The sequence below is a fragment of the Pseudomonas sp. NBB genome, assembly GCF_032701105.1.
Taxonomy (GTDB): Bacteria; Pseudomonadota; Gammaproteobacteria; order Pseudomonadales; family Pseudomonadaceae; genus Aquipseudomonas; species Aquipseudomonas asiatica.
In genome coordinates this window covers 2,735,310-2,752,480 of the sequence record NZ_CP103994.1, presented here as the reverse complement: position 1 = coordinate 2,752,480, position 17,171 = coordinate 2,735,310, and the positions used below count along the sequence as shown (strand labels likewise).

General features: G+C 60.5%; 21 protein-coding genes. 13 read left to right on the top strand and 8 right to left on the bottom strand.

The genetic code is table 11. The annotated features are described in order from the left end of the window. Positions 1-4: 4 nt before the first annotated feature. From NY023_RS12795 to NY023_RS12785, 3 genes are read left to right on the top strand one after another with little or no spacing between them, the layout of a single operon-like run. Positions 5-766 carry an ERF family protein gene (locus NY023_RS12795; protein WP_013972384.1) on the top strand — a complete coding sequence of 254 codons (762 nt, stop codon included), beginning with the start codon at positions 5-7 and terminating at the stop codon, positions 764-766. Next, on the top strand, positions 750-1,367 hold the full coding sequence (locus NY023_RS12790) for a lambda exonuclease family protein (RefSeq protein WP_013972383.1): 618 nt from the start codon (positions 750-752) through the stop codon (positions 1,365-1,367). The genes NY023_RS12795 and NY023_RS12790 overlap by 17 nt, the downstream gene beginning before the upstream one ends. Before the next feature lie 7 nt (positions 1,368-1,374). Beyond that, complete coding sequence (locus NY023_RS12785) at positions 1,375-1,881, top strand: hypothetical protein (protein WP_044047006.1); 507 nt, start codon at positions 1,375-1,377, stop codon at positions 1,879-1,881. Between the two features lie 237 nt (positions 1,882-2,118). On the opposite strand, the gene NY023_RS12780 is transcribed toward NY023_RS12785, so the two are convergent. Next, positions 2,119-2,808, bottom strand: coding sequence for a hypothetical protein (locus NY023_RS12780; RefSeq protein WP_148265640.1), 690 nt, complete (start codon positions 2,806-2,808; stop codon positions 2,119-2,121). A 108-nt stretch (positions 2,809-2,916) separates the two neighbouring features. Between NY023_RS12780 and NY023_RS12775 the strand changes: the two genes are divergently transcribed. Next, on the top strand, positions 2,917-3,471 hold the full coding sequence (locus NY023_RS12775) for a hypothetical protein (RefSeq protein ID WP_013972381.1): 555 nt from the start codon (positions 2,917-2,919) through the stop codon (positions 3,469-3,471). On the opposite strand, the gene NY023_RS12770 is transcribed toward NY023_RS12775, so the two are convergent. Continuing rightward, the gene (locus NY023_RS12770) at positions 3,413-3,913 is read right to left on the bottom strand and encodes a hypothetical protein (protein WP_044047004.1); all 501 of its coding nucleotides are present in this window, start codon (positions 3,911-3,913) and stop codon (positions 3,413-3,415) included. The two genes, NY023_RS12775 and NY023_RS12770, sit on opposite strands and share 59 nt — an antisense overlap. A 115-nt stretch (positions 3,914-4,028) precedes the next feature. On the opposite strand from NY023_RS12770, the gene NY023_RS12765 reads away from it, so the two are divergent. Together NY023_RS12765 and NY023_RS12760 are read left to right on the top strand one after the other, a co-directional pair. Then, positions 4,029-4,574 (top strand): hypothetical protein, encoded by a 546-nt coding sequence (locus tag NY023_RS12765; RefSeq protein WP_013972380.1) that lies wholly within the window; start codon positions 4,029-4,031, stop codon positions 4,572-4,574. A 341-nt stretch (positions 4,575-4,915) separates the two neighbouring features. After that, complete coding sequence (locus NY023_RS12760) at positions 4,916-5,110, top strand: hypothetical protein (RefSeq protein ID WP_044047002.1); 195 nt, start codon at positions 4,916-4,918, stop codon at positions 5,108-5,110. A gap of 113 nt (positions 5,111-5,223) precedes the next feature. Here NY023_RS12760 and NY023_RS12755 read toward each other — a convergent pair whose 3' ends face one another. After that, on the bottom strand, positions 5,224-5,658 hold the full coding sequence (locus tag NY023_RS12755) for a hypothetical protein (RefSeq protein ID WP_148265638.1): 435 nt from the start codon (positions 5,656-5,658) through the stop codon (positions 5,224-5,226). Further along, a complete protein-coding gene (locus NY023_RS12750; protein ID WP_080563778.1) occupies positions 5,655-6,299 on the bottom strand; it encodes a serine protease in 645 nt (214 codons plus the stop codon). Before NY023_RS12750 ends, NY023_RS12755 begins: the two co-directional genes overlap by 4 nt. A gap of 355 nt (positions 6,300-6,654) precedes the next feature. Here NY023_RS12750 and NY023_RS12745 point away from each other — a divergent pair, with 355 nt between their 5' ends. The 5 genes from NY023_RS12745 (at position 6,655) to NY023_RS12725 (ending at position 10,036) form a co-directional block, all read left to right on the top strand. Beyond that, positions 6,655-7,197 (top strand): hypothetical protein, encoded by a 543-nt coding sequence (locus tag NY023_RS12745; protein ID WP_013972377.1) that lies wholly within the window; start codon positions 6,655-6,657, stop codon positions 7,195-7,197. 46 nt (positions 7,198-7,243) lie between these two features. Continuing rightward, positions 7,244-7,705: a hypothetical protein gene (locus NY023_RS12740; RefSeq protein ID WP_013972376.1), complete on the top strand. Its 462-nt coding sequence runs from the start codon at positions 7,244-7,246 to the stop codon at positions 7,703-7,705. A gap of 51 nt (positions 7,706-7,756) precedes the next feature. Further along, entirely contained in the window at positions 7,757-8,491 is a 735-nt protein-coding gene (locus tag NY023_RS12735) for a metallophosphoesterase (RefSeq protein WP_013972375.1), read from the top strand. Between the two features lie 14 nt (positions 8,492-8,505). After that, positions 8,506-8,682, top strand: a complete 177-nt coding sequence (locus NY023_RS12730; protein ID WP_013972374.1) for a hypothetical protein — start codon at positions 8,506-8,508, stop codon at positions 8,680-8,682. 169 nt (positions 8,683-8,851) lie between these two features. After that, positions 8,852-10,036 (top strand): Arm DNA-binding domain-containing protein, encoded by a 1,185-nt coding sequence (locus tag NY023_RS12725; protein WP_013972373.1) that lies wholly within the window; start codon positions 8,852-8,854, stop codon positions 10,034-10,036. Between the two features lie 84 nt (positions 10,037-10,120). Here NY023_RS12725 and NY023_RS12720 read toward each other — a convergent pair whose 3' ends face one another. After that, on the bottom strand, positions 10,121-10,849 hold the full coding sequence (locus NY023_RS12720) for a LysR substrate-binding domain-containing protein (protein WP_193384131.1): 729 nt from the start codon (positions 10,847-10,849) through the stop codon (positions 10,121-10,123). Positions 10,850-10,867: 18 nt separating this feature from the next. Further along, positions 10,868-11,068 (bottom strand): LysR family transcriptional regulator, encoded by a 201-nt coding sequence (locus NY023_RS12715; protein ID WP_193384130.1) that lies wholly within the window; start codon positions 11,066-11,068, stop codon positions 10,868-10,870. Positions 11,069-11,169: 101 nt separating this feature from the next. Between NY023_RS12715 and NY023_RS12710 the strand changes: the two genes are divergently transcribed. Next, complete coding sequence (locus NY023_RS12710) at positions 11,170-12,483, top strand: L-fuconate dehydratase (RefSeq protein WP_013972372.1); 1,314 nt, start codon at positions 11,170-11,172, stop codon at positions 12,481-12,483. 65 nt (positions 12,484-12,548) lie between these two features. Further along, on the top strand, positions 12,549-13,859 hold the full coding sequence (locus NY023_RS12705; RefSeq protein WP_013972371.1) for an MFS transporter: 1,311 nt from the start codon (positions 12,549-12,551) through the stop codon (positions 13,857-13,859). Between the two features lie 188 nt (positions 13,860-14,047). On the opposite strand, the gene NY023_RS12700 is transcribed toward NY023_RS12705, so the two are convergent. Together NY023_RS12700 and NY023_RS12695 are read right to left on the bottom strand one after the other, a co-directional pair. Then, positions 14,048-15,403 (bottom strand): aminotransferase class I/II-fold pyridoxal phosphate-dependent enzyme, encoded by a 1,356-nt coding sequence (locus NY023_RS12700; RefSeq protein ID WP_013972370.1) that lies wholly within the window; start codon positions 15,401-15,403, stop codon positions 14,048-14,050. Beyond that, positions 15,403-16,788 (bottom strand): hypothetical protein, encoded by a 1,386-nt coding sequence (locus tag NY023_RS12695; RefSeq protein ID WP_013972369.1) that lies wholly within the window; start codon positions 16,786-16,788, stop codon positions 15,403-15,405. The genes NY023_RS12700 and NY023_RS12695 overlap by 1 nt, the downstream gene beginning before the upstream one ends. Positions 16,789-17,171 lie beyond the last annotated feature (383 nt).

Here is a 17,171-nt window from a genome sequence, read left to right as displayed (position 1 = left end):
GACCATGAGCAGCACGATCATTGTGCCGGAGCAGCGCCGCCCGGTGGCCGCGCCCGCGCAGGCCGACAGCAGCATCCTCACCGTAATCAGCCGGGCAGCCACCGACCCAACTTGCGACATAGACAAGCTTGAACGCCTGATGGCGATGCACGAGCGTATGCAGGCCCGCGACGCTGAGGCCGAGTTCAACGCGGCAATGGCGGCCATGCAGAGCGATATCCCGAGCATCGCCGAGCGCGGCGCCATCGTCGTAAATGGCCAAAAGCGCAGCGACTATGCCACCTTTGAAGACATCAACGATGTGATCAAGCCGATCATGCAGACGCACGGTTTCGCGATCACCTTCAAGGTCGAGAACGTGCCGGCTGGCCTAAGCGTCACCGGCATCCTGATGCACCGGGCCGGACACCGCGAGAGCACAACCATGCTGCTCCCGCTCGACACCAGCGGCAGCAAGAACGCTGTCCAGGCGGTCGGCTCGTCCACCAGTTACGGCAAGCGCTACGTCATGAGCGCCCTGCTCAACCTCACCACCCGCGGCGAGGATGACGACGGCCACGCAGCCGTGCCAACGGCGAACGTCACTAGCGTGCAGGCGGCCGGCATCAGCGCCCTGCTCGATCGCTGCACCCAGAAGACCCGCGACTGGTTCACCGGCGAATATGGTTCGGCCGAATGCGTGCCGAAGGGTCGCCACGACATCCTGGTCGCGCAATTGAACAAGGCCATCAGGGCCGCGGAGGCCGCAAATGCAGATCATCAGTGATGTCGAGCAAGGCACTCAGGCCTGGCTGGACCTGCGCCTGGGCATCATTACCTGCAGCGAGCTGGATTGCCTGCTGGTAAACGGCAAGGGTGAGGCCGGTTTCGGTGCCGGCGCCTTCACCTACATGAACACCCTGATCGGCGAGCGCATCACCGGCGAAGCGGCCGACCCGTTCACCGGTAACCGCCACACCGAGCGCGGGCACGAACTGGAAGGTACTGCCCGTGCCCTGTATTGCGACCGCGAGGACGTCCAGACCCACCAGGTGGGGATCATCCTGAATCATGGCATTGGCTACTCGCCAGACGCCCTGGTCGGCGACAACGGCCTGACCGAGATCAAGACCAAGCTGCCAAAGCTGCAGGTCGACGTGATCTTGGGTGGCGAGATCCCGAAAGAGCATGTCGCCCAGTGCCAGGGCGGCCTGTGGGTATCGGAGCGCGAGTGGATCGACTTCATCTGCTACTGGCCGGGCATGCCGCTGTTCGTAAAGCGCGCATACCGGGACGAGGCGATGATCCGCAAGCTCTCGGAGCGCGTGAAAACCTTCTACGAAATCCTCGACGAGCGCATGAATCGCGTGCTCGGAATCGCAGCATGAGGTGAGCATGAACCAATCAATCGACCTGGAGGCCGCCAAAGCGGCCTTCTTCGCATCTGGCGGCCAGCTGATCGTGCTGGAGGGCTTCACCTACCGGCCGCTGCCGCAGCGCAAGCACCCTGAGCCTGCCCCGAAGAAGCGCCGGGGGCCGCCCCCAGTGCAGCACGGCACCCGTCAGGAAAAGGCTCAGGCCCGCGCCGACATGGTGGCAAAGATGGCCGAGACCATGACCTGCAGAGAAGCGGCCCAGGAACTCAAAGTATCCCAGTCCTCGCTATGGGATATGGCCAAGCGCCACGGCTTCGCGTTTGTCTCGGGAAACCGCGGAAAACACATCGAAAAGCCAGACGTCGAGGCCCGTGACGCCAAGCTGGCCGATCGAATCCGGGCGCTCAGGGATGCAGGCCTATCGCGCAATAGCGCAACTCTGAAGCTTGAGATCGGCCACACGACGATGAGTCGGATCATCAAGAAGTTCGGTATCGACTTCCCACTCAAAAAGCGCAGGAGGTAGCGATGCGACCGCGAAAGCACAAGAAGGTCTTCCCGCTACCCTACTACCAGGGCCGAACCGCCCGAGCCGCTGGCCGGTGCCGCGCATCCCAGACATACCCAGAAATGACCGTAGACAGCGCTTGGTGGCTTGGAGGCTGGCACGACTGCGACATGGAGCTATCTGATGAACCGAAGAATTACCCGAACGCTGCAGATGCACAGGCGGCGTGAGCAGTTCAACCTACCGCCCAGCAGACTAGTTACTGCGTCGTACAACTCCGTCAAAGCTCAGGCTGCCGTTGCTGGTCACTTTTGCAGAGTGTTCGCTCTGAAGGGCCATTGTGTAGGAATAGGTGCCTCCATCCATACCAATGAAGCCGTAAGTAATGGAATTGCCGTGGACGGTAACGCTGGTGAACTCAGATGTGCCACTTTTTCCAATCACCCGCCCAGTCAGGCGTCCTTGCCGCACCTCTAGTTCGATAGTAACCGGGTCTGAGAAGAGCATCCATTTCAGCGTTCCTCTCCAGCTACCCACGAAGCGAGCAATTCTTGGGTCAATTTGATTGACAGAAGGAGGACGAGCACCTTCATTCCCTTGCTGATTCGCTGCTGATGCACAGATCTCACAGCGTAGGGCGGAGAAGTTCTTCATGGAGATCGGTTCGGTACCGAAGGTGCTTTCTTCAACACTGTTCGTGCCCGCCAGAATGTTGAAGTAAGGAGTACCATCAATGTTGTAGGAGACTTTCGAGCAACTCGCCGTTGTCGAGGTGATCGTATAGTTTGCTGTGAACGATGGCTTCGAACCACTCAACGATTTCATTTTGATTGAAGCCGCGCACTGCCCAACTATTTTGCTGCAGTCGCATAACGGCTCAGCTTGTGCAGCCATCCCGGCCAGTCCAAGGCTCACGCCCAGCAGAGCTATTCGAACATTAACCATGCGACCTATATCTCCAAGATCTGTTCGCACGAATTCTAGCAGCAGCGCCTAGGGGCCATCCATGCTGTTTCAAAACCTAAACCGCCTGAGGATTGAAGGAGGTGCCGTATGGCGATGTCTCAGAAGGACCGCGACGAGAAGCGCCGCGCCAAGGCAGAGCGCCTGCAGGAAGAAGACCTGCGCTTGAAGGTTCGACCAGGGACTAAACAGGCCCTGCTGGAGCTGATGGAGTGGGCCGGGATCGAGGAGCAGGGCGAGGCGATGACGCTGATGATTCATCACATCGAAGCGCTCGGGCATGGAGCCTTGTTCAGGATCGCGCGCCACGAAATCGAAGCTCACCGATCTGTGGCGCGGACTGAGCCGCTGCGGCTATCAGCCAGGAAACGAACCGGTCAGCACCTGCGCGCCATCTGCGGCTTGGCTGACGCCACCTGCAGCCAGGTGATGGAAGCGCTGATCCACGGCATCCACGCCCTGGGCAGCCTGCACGCGGCGAAGTTTCTCACCCCGCCGCGGCACGAGATCAGCATATCGCCGCGCCTGGCCCTGGCCTTCGACCGGAAGAGCATGCTGATGATCCAGCAAGACCCAGGCGACGAGATCATTGATCCTTCATCCCGAGTTCCTTCCGGACTTGCTGCCTCAGCAGCTCGGCCTTGACCGGGTCTGGCTCGACGAACTTCCACACTTCGTTCATGTTTGCGAATAGTCGCTTCATCCCAGGGCTGTTCCGAGCTATTTCCAAATTCTCGTCACCCATCAGATGCTTAACCAATAAAAGTACCTCTCCAGACATGATGTAAGAGTTCTCAACAGTCACGGCAGACACTTTTCGGATCTGATCACGAATCGCCTCAACTTCTTCCCGAGCTTGTTTGGCGGCAGTAACGTCACGCTTTATAGAGGCCTTCCACAAGGTAATCTCAGTTATATCGTGTCCGAAGATCATCGCCGCCGACACCACTAGCCATAATGCTCCGATGGACAAGAAGGTTGGTAAATCGATTCCTCCTGTGAAAACAGCAATCGGCAACGCTACGACAGTTGTTGCTAGGAGAGCGAAGCCGCATCTTCCTGAAAGTCCAATCGGCTTTTCGCCCATAAGTTAGATCCTAATATTCGACCCCATGCCGGTCACCCGTAATACCCCATCCCAAACCAAATTGCCACCATGCCGCATCCGGCCACGGAGGGCGGCGCATGCATGGAGTACCGCAATGCAAGTCGAGACCTCGACAGTCACCAAGCTGCTGATCACCGGTGCCGAAGGCCTGGACCCGATCAGCGTCTACCTGGAAGACTTCGAGCCCTGCAAGGGCAAGATCACCGTCAGCTGTCATGACAATACCTGGCACGCTTACTGGGGCGGCATGTGGGATGGCCTGAACATCGGCCAGTTCTTCTGCAAGCTGCAAGACGCCTACATCATCGGCTACTTCGACCGGTCGCTGAGCTCTCGCCGGTTCAGCGCTAAGGCCCTGGCTGACAAAGCGCGGAAGGTGATCGTGCAAATGCGGCGCGACCGGGAACTGGACGCAGAAGACGCCCGGAGCCTGCTCGACGAGGCCGAGGATGTTCGCCACACCACCTCGCTCGATGAGTGCGGCGGCGCTCACCGCGAGTTCATGCACCGAGTGTTCGGTGACGACTGGTGGAACCTGCCGGCCGATGCCATGGAACCGAACCCGGACTGGGCCTATCTCTGCCGCATCATCGCGGCAGTGCAGCAAGCCCTGGCTAAACAGTTCCCGCTCGCCGCCTGACCCTCCTGCGCTGCCCGCCAGCGCCTTAACACTTTCCGCCGAGGACAGGTGGCAAGGCTGTGAAGAACCAGTAGATCCCAGTTCCTAACACCAAGGTCCACCGGCTTTCGGGGTTGAGAAACATCCCGACCACGCCAAGCGCGATCAGCGCAACGCCAGCCCACCGTCTGCGCTTCGGGTTAAACCACAGCTGGAACGCTCGAAGCCTTTCGCGCAAATGCATCACCACTCTCCTTGGCTGGTAAGCGGCGAAGCATATCACTCGGCGCGGCCCGCCAGCGCCTTCCCCTACTCAACGATAACGCCTCCCAGGCGAGGGCGGCGGATGCATGGAGAAAACCATGATCGAAGCCACCGAGAAGCAGCTCGGCCTGCTCTGGCACACCCTGGGCCTTTACACCCAGTATTCGGACCGCCGCTTTATCAGCCGCAACCACTTCCTGAGCAGCCCAGCCTACGACGAGGCGAACACCCTCGATTTTTGGTCACCGCCGATCTTATGCCAGCAGCACCCCTCCATCTTTCTGCACCGATGACGAGCAGCTCTACCGCGCCACATCGGCCGGAAAAAATACAATAATTTCCTTCCCAATAGCGCCAACTACGTGGGAGTTCAAACTAGCCTAGCTTGACCACCCAATCTAACCAACTAGCCCCCAATACTACACCAGGCATTAACCCCCATTTTCCCTACAACTCTAAGCAAAAGCGCCACGGCAGGAACGATCAGACTTACAGCCACACCAAGGGTCGTCGCGATGGTTGCGCTGATTGCACAAACAACGAAACCCGCTACAGGATTAGCACATTCCATCAATTTTTCTCGTTCATCCCTGTATCGTTCAGCCCCACAAATAAAAGCCCTAAACTCCGCCTTAAAAAGCTTATAGAATGGCGCACCATTAACTTCTTGCTCTCCGCCAAACGGTCTCAACCCAGAGGGCCCCGAAGAGCTCAACCAAACCCTAGCGGCAGATTCATCATCATACCTAGAGAGCAGTTCACGCAATATATTTTTTTGGAACGGCTTCAGGAACTCGATCAGTTCATCATCACTGTATCTAGGTAAATTTAATCCCTTCATATCATATCCTTAATATATTCAGCCGAAACAACATGGCTGGTCTGGTTAAGCTCGGCAGGATTTATACCCATGAATCTGACCTGGGCACCTGAAGGGGCGTATGTGCCTGACAAGAGGCCAACCACCTTACCAAGTCTTCTGCTGAATACTAAGGATCCGGACTGACCGGGTCTTGTTTGAGAGTTAATCACGGCATGCTTAACTTTTAGTGAGCTAGACTGTAAAAAAACTTTTGCACCAATACTTGCTGACTGGTACGTCAGAACTCTCCTCCCATCTAAACAGTGAGGAAAACCGTATATTTCTACGATCTCACCAACTTTGATATCATCTAACGAACCAAGCTCCGGAGCATCAAAAACCTTATTCCCAGTCCTCAACAGAACCAGATCAGCAATTGGATTTATCTCATATATAGAAGCATCAGCCACATGACAAATATCATCAGAAACATCCTGATAGGCATTGATGCTCGAAATATTCGGGCCGATCACAACAAGATTACTTAAATTATCCCCAACTACATGGCGCGACGTAACAAAAAGGTCATCGACCCCGATATAGAAACCTGTCCCAAGAATCAATAAACCGTCCGGAGTTACTTTGCCGACCGGAATCACACTTTGAGTAAAGCGATCCATACTTCCCCCCTTTCCAAAGCAAGGGCTAAAGCCCAAAACGCATTACATATACATCAGGAAAATTTTAAAGCCAACAAAAAACGTAGCCCCGCGTGACTATATGTCTACTAGCGCAGGTAACCCTCCACGTGAAGGCACACCCAACGTGCTCGGAAGATTCGGCAGTGATCATGCTCATCTAGCCGGCACGTACTAACGAATCAGCGTCCTCTACTAACTGCCGCGATATCAGCTGCGTGAAGGTATGGCTGCCGCAAGTGGCCGGCAACGAGCGCCAGCTCTCCCCGCACGAAACCCAACCCGAACCTACACCCGCTCTGGCGCCTGGGCGCTGGATTGATGAGAGGTATGAGCTGTGAGCGAGAAATTCGAGCGTGAAGAGCGCTACATCGTCTTCAAGGTGAAGGACCTGAGTGAGCACAAGCTCGGCTGGGTGCGCGACGTGATCAGGCTGAACGATATCCCGACCGTGGACGCTGTGGTCGTTGAGGCCGACTGGCCAGAGTATGAGCCGACCTGGGCGGCTATCGAGCGCCGCGTAACCGGCGCGCAGTGGAATGGCGAAGGGCTTCCGCCAGTAGGCCAGAAGATCGAGATGAAGAACAAGCGCTCCACGGAAGAATGGGCTCGGCCTGGTTTCCAGGAAGTGACCATCACCGCCATGGGCACGCAATTGTTCCTCGTCACGTACAGCGATGGCGGCGACGAGAACTGCGGACACCTCAGCGAGTACGACTTTCGCCCGCTCAGCTCTCCGGAACAGAAAGCAGCTGAAGAGCGTCAGCGGGCTGCGCGACAAATGTGCCTGGATGCCGGGCATGAGTCACCAACGCCCGGGCAGATCAGTATGGGTTTAAAGCTCTTCGACGCAGGCTACCGCAAGCAGGTGGCGCCATGATCCTGCCCCTGATCTACATGGCCTACCTGATCTACAGGGGGCCGCGATGAGTGATGCACCGATCGAGCCGCAAGACTGGTCGTTCGGCGTCAAGGTTGTGCAGATAGAAGACATCCGCGTCGCTCGCGGCCTCACACGAAGGCCGAAAACGACCTGCCGCCACCGGAAGCTGGTCTATGACGACAAGGAGCGCCGCATCTGGTGCAGCGACTGCGAGTCAGAGGTCGAGCCTTTCGATGCTTTCGCTGGTCTGGTGGAGATGTTCAGCGGCGCACAGTCCCGAATCAACCGCCGAGCTGCAGAGTTGGCTGAGGCTGAGAAATTCCAGATCCGCAGCCGGGCAGCCAAGTTGATGGACGAGGCCTGGCGCAGCACCAAGACCGCGCCGCTGTGCCCTCACTGCAATAACGCCCTGCTGCCAGATGACGTCGTAGGCGGCCTGGCCAGCGCCAGCAAGGCCCTGGTTGTCGCCGCTCGCAAGCGCAACGAAACCAATAAGCCGAAGTAACCCCTCCCCCTACTACTCAAGCCCGCCGACATGCGCGGGCGAGGATTCTGCATGCTCGAAAACATCGAGGTGGTGCGCATCAAGCGCTTCGCCGCAAACACGGCTGGCCGAGATTTCGCGGTCGGCGACATCCATGGGCACTTCACCCGGCTGCAGTCTGCCCTGGACGCGGCCGGATTCGATCCGGCGGTTGACAGGCTGTTCAGCGTCGGCGATCTGGTCGACCGCGGGCCAGAGTGCCGCGACGTGCTCGAATGGCTGGCCAAGCCCTGGTTCCACCCGGTGCGCGGCAACCACGACGACTACGTCTGCCGATTCGACACCTGCGACGTAGACAACTGGGTCTACAACGGCGGCGCCTGGTTCGCCGGCCTGGCCTGGGACGAACAGCGCGAGTTCGCCGCCCAGTTCCGCGAGCTGCCGATCGCAATTGAGGTAGAGACCGCCGAGGGCCTGGTCGGCATCGTGCATGCCGACTGCCCTTTCCCGTCCTGGGACGAGTTGCGCGCCAGGCTTGAGGCGCCCGAGAGCGCAAAACAGCTCAAGCTGACCCAGAACACCTGCATGTGGTCGCGCAGCCGAGTTCAGGATGGCGACAAAGAGGGTGTCGACAGCCTTCGCGCACTGGTGTGTGGTCATACCCCACTACGCCAGCCGGCCGTCCTCGGCAATGTCTACCACATCGATACCGCCGGCTGGATGGATGGTCACTTCACCCTGCTGGAGCTTGGCTCTCTCCAGTGCACACCACCAATCAAGCCAGGCGTCAGCCACGACTGGGACTGACCAAGGAGGCATCCATGAACCTGATCGACTGCTACGTCACGAAGATCCTCGGAGAGCCGTACCGCAAGTTCGGCGCCTGGTGGGTATTGGTTGAGTTCGAAGCCGAGGGGCACCCCGGCACGAAAGAAATCATGTTCCGCACCGAGGAAGCCGCCCGGGCGGCGCAGGTCGGATATCACTTCACGGCCTGAGGAGGCGCGCAATGGTCCGATACAAGACCGTGGAACAATTCTCCCGAGAATCTGGCTACACACCTGACGCCATAAGGACCAAAATTCGCGACGGCAAATGGCCGAAGCACATGGTCTGGCGCAAAGCGCCTGACGGAAGAATCTTAATTGACGTTGAGGGGTATTACTCATGGGTAGAGATGGGGGAGGCGTCAGGCCCGCGTCTTCAAGTAGTATCGAAATCACATTCCAATACCAGGGCGTCCGGTGCCGGGAGCGGGTCCAGCTCAAGCCCACCGCCGCTAACCTGAAAAAGGCGGAGCAGCACAAGTCTGCAATCGAGTATGCCATATCAAATGGCACATTCGATTACGCCGCCACATTCCCGCGATCAAAGCGCGCCGCCCAGTTTGCCAGGGCCAGCTCAAACCAGAATATCGGCGTCTACCTGGACGAATGGCTGGAGCGGAAAACGAAGACCTTCAAATCGAGCACCACGGCCCTATACCGGTCAATCATCAGATCGATACTCAAGCCAATGTTTGGGGATCTGTCGCTCGGAGAGCTCAACAAGAAGGTAATCAAAGATCAGTTGTCCGATTACCAGGTTTCTAACAGTAGGCTGACCACAGTTCAGACCTGCTTTCGGTCGGCGCTCAATGACGCGGTAGAGGACGAAATCATTGAGAGCAACCCGCTTTCGGGGTGGGCATACAAGAATCGGGAGGAGATCAAGGAGGAGGATGACGTAGATCCGTTCACCCGGGAGGAGCAGGAGGCCCTGCTCAGGGCGGCGCGGGGGGAGACGTGGGCTCAGCTGCAGTTCGCGTTCTGGACGGGCCTTCGTCCTAGTGAGCTAATCGCGCTGGAGTGGGGGGATATTGATTGGATCGCTGGCGAAATCCGAATTGTTCGGGCCAAGACCAGGGCTGCCAAGGTTCCCGAGTCGACCAAAACCGCATCTAGCAGGAGAACGGTTAAGCTGCTTGGCCCTGCAAGAGAGGCGCTGCTCAAGCAGAAGGAACTGACCTTCCTGGCCGGAAAGCATGTGTTCCTGAACACCATCACTGGCGAACCATGGCGACATGCCGGCTACATCTACCGAGTGATTTGGGTTCCCGCAATGAAAAAAGCGGGCGTGCGGTGGCGTCGCCCTTACCAGAGCCGACACACATACGCCTCGATGATGCTCAGCGCTGGCGAAAATCCAATGTGGGTTGCTCAGCAAATGGGCCACAAAGACTGGACCATGATCGCCAAGGTTTATGGTCGCTGGATGCCCTCCGCTGACGTTGGAGCTGGAGGTCGCGCAGAGGCTCTTTTTGCACGTAATGCCAGCGTTATGACAACATCATCTCTAGACCCCGCGTTGTAAGCCGAAACGATCCAGTTGCAAAAGCTGGAATGGGTCATGTCCGGCGGCATTGACGCAGGGCCTCAGGCAAGTGAAAAGGCAGGGCTATTGCGCCCGCAGGTAGTGCAGCAAGGTGTCCAGGGCAACCGAGTTGGGCCGCGAGCGCAGGGTCAGCACGCCCAGGTTGGCCATGGCCAGCGGCAGTTCCACCGGCAGGATGGCGACAATGCCATAGCGGGCATAATGCTTGGCCACATCATCGGGCACCACCGCAATCATCTCGGAGGCTTCGAGCATGGCGGTGGTAGCCAGGATCGAGGCAGTTTCGACGATATCCAGTGACTGCACCATGCCGCCGGCCTGCAGCGCGCTTTCGACGCGGCGGCGCATCGGGCTGCCGATCGGGTGCAGTATCCAGGTCGACGCCACCAGGTCGGCCAGTTGCAGCCCGGTGGCATTGGCCAGCGGGTGGCCTGCGCGGGCGATAACGCGCATCTGCTCACCGCCTTCGAACAGTTCGATGTTCAATTCCTGGCTGTCGCTCTGGTCCGGCAGGCGCCCCACCACCATGTCGAAGTCGCCACGCAGCAAGGCCGGCAGCAAGGTGTCGCTGGTGCCAACCTCCAGGGAAATGCGCACTTTGGGGTGATCGCGCTTGTAGGCCAGTACCGCCCTGGTCAGCACACCCGGCACCGGGCCTATGACGCTGCCCACCCTCACCAGGCCCTGAGCCCCGCGCGCCAGCTCGGCAATCTGCGCCTGGGCGTGCTCGAACTCATGCAGCGCGTTCTGCGCATAGCGGATCATCACTTCGCCATACAGCGTCGCTTGCATGCCCCGTGGCAAACGCTCTTACAAGCGTACGCCAAGGCGTTCCTCGAGCTGTTGCAGCAACAGGCTCGCTGCCGGTTGCGTGGTGTGCATCGCCGCGGCAGCACGGCGCAGATTAGCGAACTCGCCCAAGGCGTTGAGCAGCGTGATCTGCCGGCTGGAGATCTTCAATGCGCCGAGGCTGGCAGGCGCCTGGGCGCTGTCGGGTGGCAATCGAGACATATCGAATCCGGTATCGCTGGTTAAGATTTGGCGATTATGCCTGTATCGCTCGACAACCTACAGTCAGGTCCCCCAGTGCTTGAACAGAACAAGAGCCGACCATGAGCATACGTATTACCCACCTGAGCGTTCGCGACATTCGTTTCCCCACTTCGCTGTCGCTGGACGGCTCCGACGCCATGAACAGCGCCCCCGATTATTCAGCGGCCTATGTGGTGCTGCACACCGACGCCGAGGCCCTCGAAGGCCACGGCCTGACCTTCACCATCGGCCGAGGCAACGAGATTTGCGCGGCGGCGGTGCAGTCGCTGGCGCCGCTGATCGTCGGCCTTACCCTGGAGGAAATCACGGCCGACATGGGCGGTTTCTGGCACCGCTTCACCGTCAGCGACAGCCAGTTGCGCTGGCTGGGCCCGGAAAAGGGCGTGATCCACCTGGCCACTGCCGCCATCATCAATGCCGTGTGGGACCTGTGGGCCAAGCACCAAGGCAAGCCGGTGTGGAAGCTGCTGACCGACATGACGCCCGAACAACTGGTGCGCTGCCTGGACTTCAGCTACGTCACCGATGTGCTCACCCCCGAAGAAGCCATCGCCCTGTTGCGCCGCCAGGCCCCGGGCAAGGCCCAGCGCGAAGCGCAGATGCTGCGCGAAGGCTACCCCGGCTACACCACCGCGCCGGGCTGGCTGGGCTACAGCGAGGAAAAGATGCGCAAGCTGGCCCGCGAGGCGGTGGAAGATGGCTGGACCCACATCAAGCAGAAGATCGGTGCGGACCTGGAGGAAGACATTCGCCGCGCCAGCATCCTGCGCGACGAAATTGGCTGGGAGCGCACCCTGATGATGGATGCCAACCAGGTATGGGGCGTCGAGGAATCCGTCGCCAACATGCGCCGCCTGGCCGCCTTCGAACCACTGTGGATCGAAGAGCCGACCAGCCCGGACGACATCCTCGGGCACGCCACCATCCGCCAGCGCATTGCGCCGATTGGCGTGGCCACCGGTGAACATTGCCACAACCGGGTGATGTTCAAGCAGATGTTCCAGGCCGGCGCGCTGGACTTCTGCCAACTGGACGCGGCCCGCCTGGGTGGCCTGAACGAAGTGCTGATCGTGCTGCTGATGGCTGCCAAGTACGACGTACCGGTGTGCCCGCACGGCGGCGGTGTCGGCCTGTGCGAATATGTGCAGAACATTGCCCTGTTCGACTACATCGCGGTGTCGGCCTCGCTGCACAACCGGGTGCTGGAGTACGTCGACCACCTGCACGAGCATTTCATCGACCCGGTGGTGATCCGCCGCGGGCGCTACATGCCACCGCAACGCCCGGGCTACAGCATCGAAATGCATGCCGAGACCCTGGAGCGCTACCAGTACCCCAACGGCGCGGTGTGGCTCGACATCAACCGTTCCTGACCCACCTACCTGGGAGTGCCGCCTTTGCGCGGCACGCCACCAGCTCTTTCCACGGGGAAAAAACAATGACAATCCTCACCGGTACTGCAGCGGCGCCCGCCCCTGCCGCCACCACCGAACAGCGCCTGAACGGCCTGCTGCTGCGCAAATTGATGCCACTGCTCATCGTTGTCTACGTGATGAGCTTCCTTGACCGGACCAACATTGCCCTGGCCAAGGCCAGCATGGGCATCGACCTCGGTCTGTCGGCAGCGGCCTATGGCCTGGGCGCCGGCCTGTTCTTCCTCACCTATGCCCTGGCCGAAGTACCCAGCAACCTGATCATGCATCGGGTGGGCGCACGCTTCTGGATCACCCGCATCATGATCACCTGGGGCCTGCTCTCGGCGGGCATGGCCTGCGTCCAGGGCGAAACCTCGTTCTACGTCATGCGCCTGTTGCTCGGGGTCGCCGAAGCGGGCCTGTTCCCCGGCGTGATGCTGTACCTGACCTACTGGTTCGACCGTGAACAGCGTGCCCGCGCCACGGGTTACTTCCTGCTGGGCGTGTGCCTGGCCAACATCCTCAGCGGCCCGCTGGGGGGTGCGCTGCTGGAAATGGACGGTGTACTGGGCTGGCACGGCTGGCAATGGCTGTTCGTGCTCGAGGGCCTGCCGGCAGTGGCCCTGGCCTATGTGGTATGGAAGAAACTGCCCGATGGCCCGGCCTCGGCGCCCTGGCTGTCGCCCGCCGAAGCCGAGGACATCGAGCGCCGTCTGGCTGCGGAGCGGGCCGCCGCACCGCAGCAGAACAAGTTGGGGCAGATGTTCCGCGACCGGCAGATCTGGCTGGCGATCGTGGTGTACTTCGTGCACCAGATCACCATCTACACGGTGATTTTCTTCCTGCCGGGCATCATCGGCACCTACGGCGCGCTGTCGCCCTTCCAGGTCGGCCTGCTGACCGCCGTACCGTGGATTGCTGCCGCCATCGGCGCCGCCACCTTCCCGCGCCTGGCCACCTCGCCGAGCCGTTGCCGCACCCTGCTGTTCGGCGGCCTGCTGACCATGGCGGCCGGGCTGCTGCTGGCGTCGCTGGCCAACTCGTTCATCGGCCTGATCGGGTTTTCGCTGACTGCCCTGATGCTGTTCGTGGTGCAGTCGATCATCTTCGTCTTCCCCTCCAGCCGCCTGAGTGGCAGCGCCCTGGCGGCAGGACTGGCCTTTGTCACCACCTGCGGCCTGTTTGGCGGTTTCGTCGGCCCATCGGTGATGGGCCTGATCGAGCAGGCCACCGGCAGTACCCGCAATGGCTTGTGGATCATCGCCGCGTTGCTGGTGATGGCAGCGCTGGTCAGTACCCGCTTGCGGCAAGGGCAGGAGCAAGCGAATCGCTGACAGGAGGCGCTCATGGAACAACTGTGGGAGCGGGCATGTCGAGGCGTCGAACCGCCGCGAACACCGGCGAAGCCGGTGCCATACACCGAGCTGTACGCTTCGCGGGCACGCCCGCTCCCACAGGGAATGTGACACGCTCTTGAGCATTGTTCCCTGAACGACAGCGCAGCCCGAGCAACCCCGACGGCTCAAGGAGTAACCCCGGCGGGCCGGCCACAGCGCAGTTCCAGCACCTGGGCCAGGCGCTCTACCGCCTGTTGCAGCTCCCCCGGGTGATCACCCAGCCAGGCCATCGCCAGGCACTGCTGGTAGCGCCCCTGCAAGCTGAACTGCTCGCCCGGCATTGCATGCAGCGCTGAACCCGCCAACGACGCGGCAATATCCGCCCACGGCAGTGGCTGGCGAAAGCGCACCCACAGTGTCCGGCCACCCTCCGCCATTTCCAACACCACCCGCTGGCCGAACTGCAGCTGCAACTCACGCGCCAGGCATTGCATACGCTTTTGCAGGTCCGTACGTAGCCGCACCAGTTGCGTCTCGATCTCGCCTTTGCCCAACATGTGCGCCAGCGCTTGCAGGCGAAGCGGTGCAAGCCGAAACGCACGCTCCGCGAAAGCCTTGGCCAGCCCGGCATCATGGCCCAGCAAGTAGGCATAGGGCGCCTCGCTCCCCACTGCGGCATCGAACGCCCCCATCACCAATAGCCAGCGGGGGTCGACCCAATCGCGCAGGCGCATATTCGGCGGCCCGCTGTAACAGTGCTCACTGTCCAGGTCGTTTTCCAGCACCCATACAGAGTGCTGCCCAAGCATCTGGCCAAGCTGCTGCTGATAGTGCGGTGATACCAGCCGCCCCTGCGGCATGCCAAGGCACGACGGCATCACGAGCATGCACACCGGCTCGCTATCCAGTAGCCAGGCCAGGGCGCGCAGGTCCGGGTTGCCGCAGGTATCCAGTGGTACCTCCAACACTCGCATGCCAGCGCGGGCCAACGCGCGCAGTACCTGCCAGCAACAGGGCGAGTGCACCACCACGGTTCCACCTTGCACAGCCAACGCCGCCAGCAAGGTCTCCAGCAACGCCTGCACATCCGGAGCCAACTGAACGTCCTCGGCACGCCAGTACCGGTTGGAGGAACGGGTATAGCGTTCTGCGACGGCATTGCGCAGGCGGGCGCTGCCGGGCGCGTCCCAAGGGGCACCATTGTGCGTGCGCTGACGTGCCAGGCGCCGTTCGTGGCTGAGCAGGGTTCGCTCCAGCATCGGCTGTGTCGGCAGGGGGGCCTGCAGGGGCATGGCCGCTGCAGCATCCTTGGCAGCGCCCTGTACGTAATAGCCCGACCTGGGCAGGCATTGCACGCGGCCCTCCTCTTCCAGCAGGCTGTAGGCACTCTGTACGGTGGCCAATGACACCCGCAACCGCCGGGCCAACTCGCGCAACGACGGCAAACGGCAGGGGCCACTTCGTGGAGCCTGGTCGATCAAGGCTTCCAGGTAGCGATAGACCTTGCGATAGGCGAACTCTCCGGCGCCCGATTGCTCCATCAAGGCGGCCCCGCATGACCACGCCGCCGCCCCGCTGCCCGCCGCGGCAGCAACCTCAGCTGTACATCGCGACGGGCCAGATGGCTCATCAGGCGCCAGGAGGCCAGCGGCAGGCCCCCGCCATAGATCAACCTGAGTTGCCCCAGCGGCAGGCCGCTGGTGTTCACCAGCCAGTTTTTCACCGCTTCAGGGCAGGGTTTACCCTGCAAGGCCCGATGCAGATATGGCAGCGCCACCAGCATGTCGGCATGCCAGCACTGCAGAAAGCGCTCCAGGTTCTTCCCCTGCCTGGCAAACGGGCTGAACAGCAGGCACACCTGTTGGATCTGGTTGATGCCGTATGCCCTGCCGAACTGCAGTTGATGCACATCGCGCCGCTTGTTGGCGCCCGGCTGGCCAGCCAGCCGCAATGCCGGGCGACTTGCCTGCGGTTCGAGACTGCGCGCGTGCAGTTGCTGCAACTGCGCCGGGGCCAACGGCTCGACGAACGCGGCCAATGGCCGGGCGTCCTGGCCCCCCTCGAAGCGGCAACCGAGCATGAGGTCAAGCTGCTGTTCTTCGAGCAATGGCGGCAGCAGGTCGTCAATGGCAATCAACCGCACCGGCGTGTTTTGCGGCGCCGCCCCCACGGCCGGTTCCGCCAGGGCGCTCGATGGGCCCCCGATGCTGCCGTGCAGGCGACTGAGCCCCTGTGCCAGCGTCGCCAGGCACTGGTGCACCGCATGCGAACCCCGCTCCCCTGCCAGGCGCAAGCTGCGCCGTGCCCAGGCAAGGTACCGGCGGCGCTGGCACGCCGGGATGGCGGTGATCAATACATCCGCAGGGGTATGGGCCTGCAGCGCAAAGCCCACCGCGGCCGCCAACTCCAGGTGCAGACGACTCCCTAGCAGCGCTTCGGGGCTGGCGTCGACCAGGTGACCGAACATCAGCATGGCGTCCCTCGCCAACAGCCAGCTCTCGGGTGCGGCAGGAGCATGCCGGCTGAACGGTACTACTTCACGCCCCCTGATCATCTGCAGTTGCACCCGCGGGTCATCCTGCAAGAACAGCGCATTGAAGCCGCGCTCATGGCATTCGAGCGTGGCACTGTCAGCCACGGGCAGGCTCACTACCAGCACCCGCAGCTGGAAGGTTACCGGCGCACGCAGGGCGATACTCAGTTGTGCGGCACGCAGCATCGCCAGCAGCCGGGCGCTGCGGTGATCGTTGCCTTGCAGCACCAGCAAGCGGTAGGTGCCGATGTATTCTGGCCCGCCTGCAGCAACCAGCAGCCGTTGTATCAGCAACTGCAAGGAAGCACGCTGCGCCTGTGACATATGACTGAGCAAGCGCTCGAGTACTTGCTGGTAGATATAGTGCATTGCCTGGTCGTGAATAGCAGTCACGAAATCACCTCATCAACTTCATGCAGCCAGCGCACGTTGATCAGAGAACCTGAACATCAACATGCCCTGAACTTTTCCAGAAGAAATTTCCTACAACTAATTGGAAGTAATGACGTAACCAGTCACTGTCGCCAAGACATCGAGAAAAACGCATCGTAGCGACGCCCCGCCGCTGCCATACACCGCCCTGGCCTGGGCATAGCCATGCTCATTCCACGCTCCTTGCGCAAACTATCATTGAGCCATTATCGAGGGATGCAAGGCGAATAGAAGATACAGATCAGGGTAAAAAAACCATTCAGAAGAAGTGAGAAAACACATTGACCGCGAGGGAATAACAATTCAAGGCAAAAAGCTTGGCCGGATATTTCGACCAACCTCCG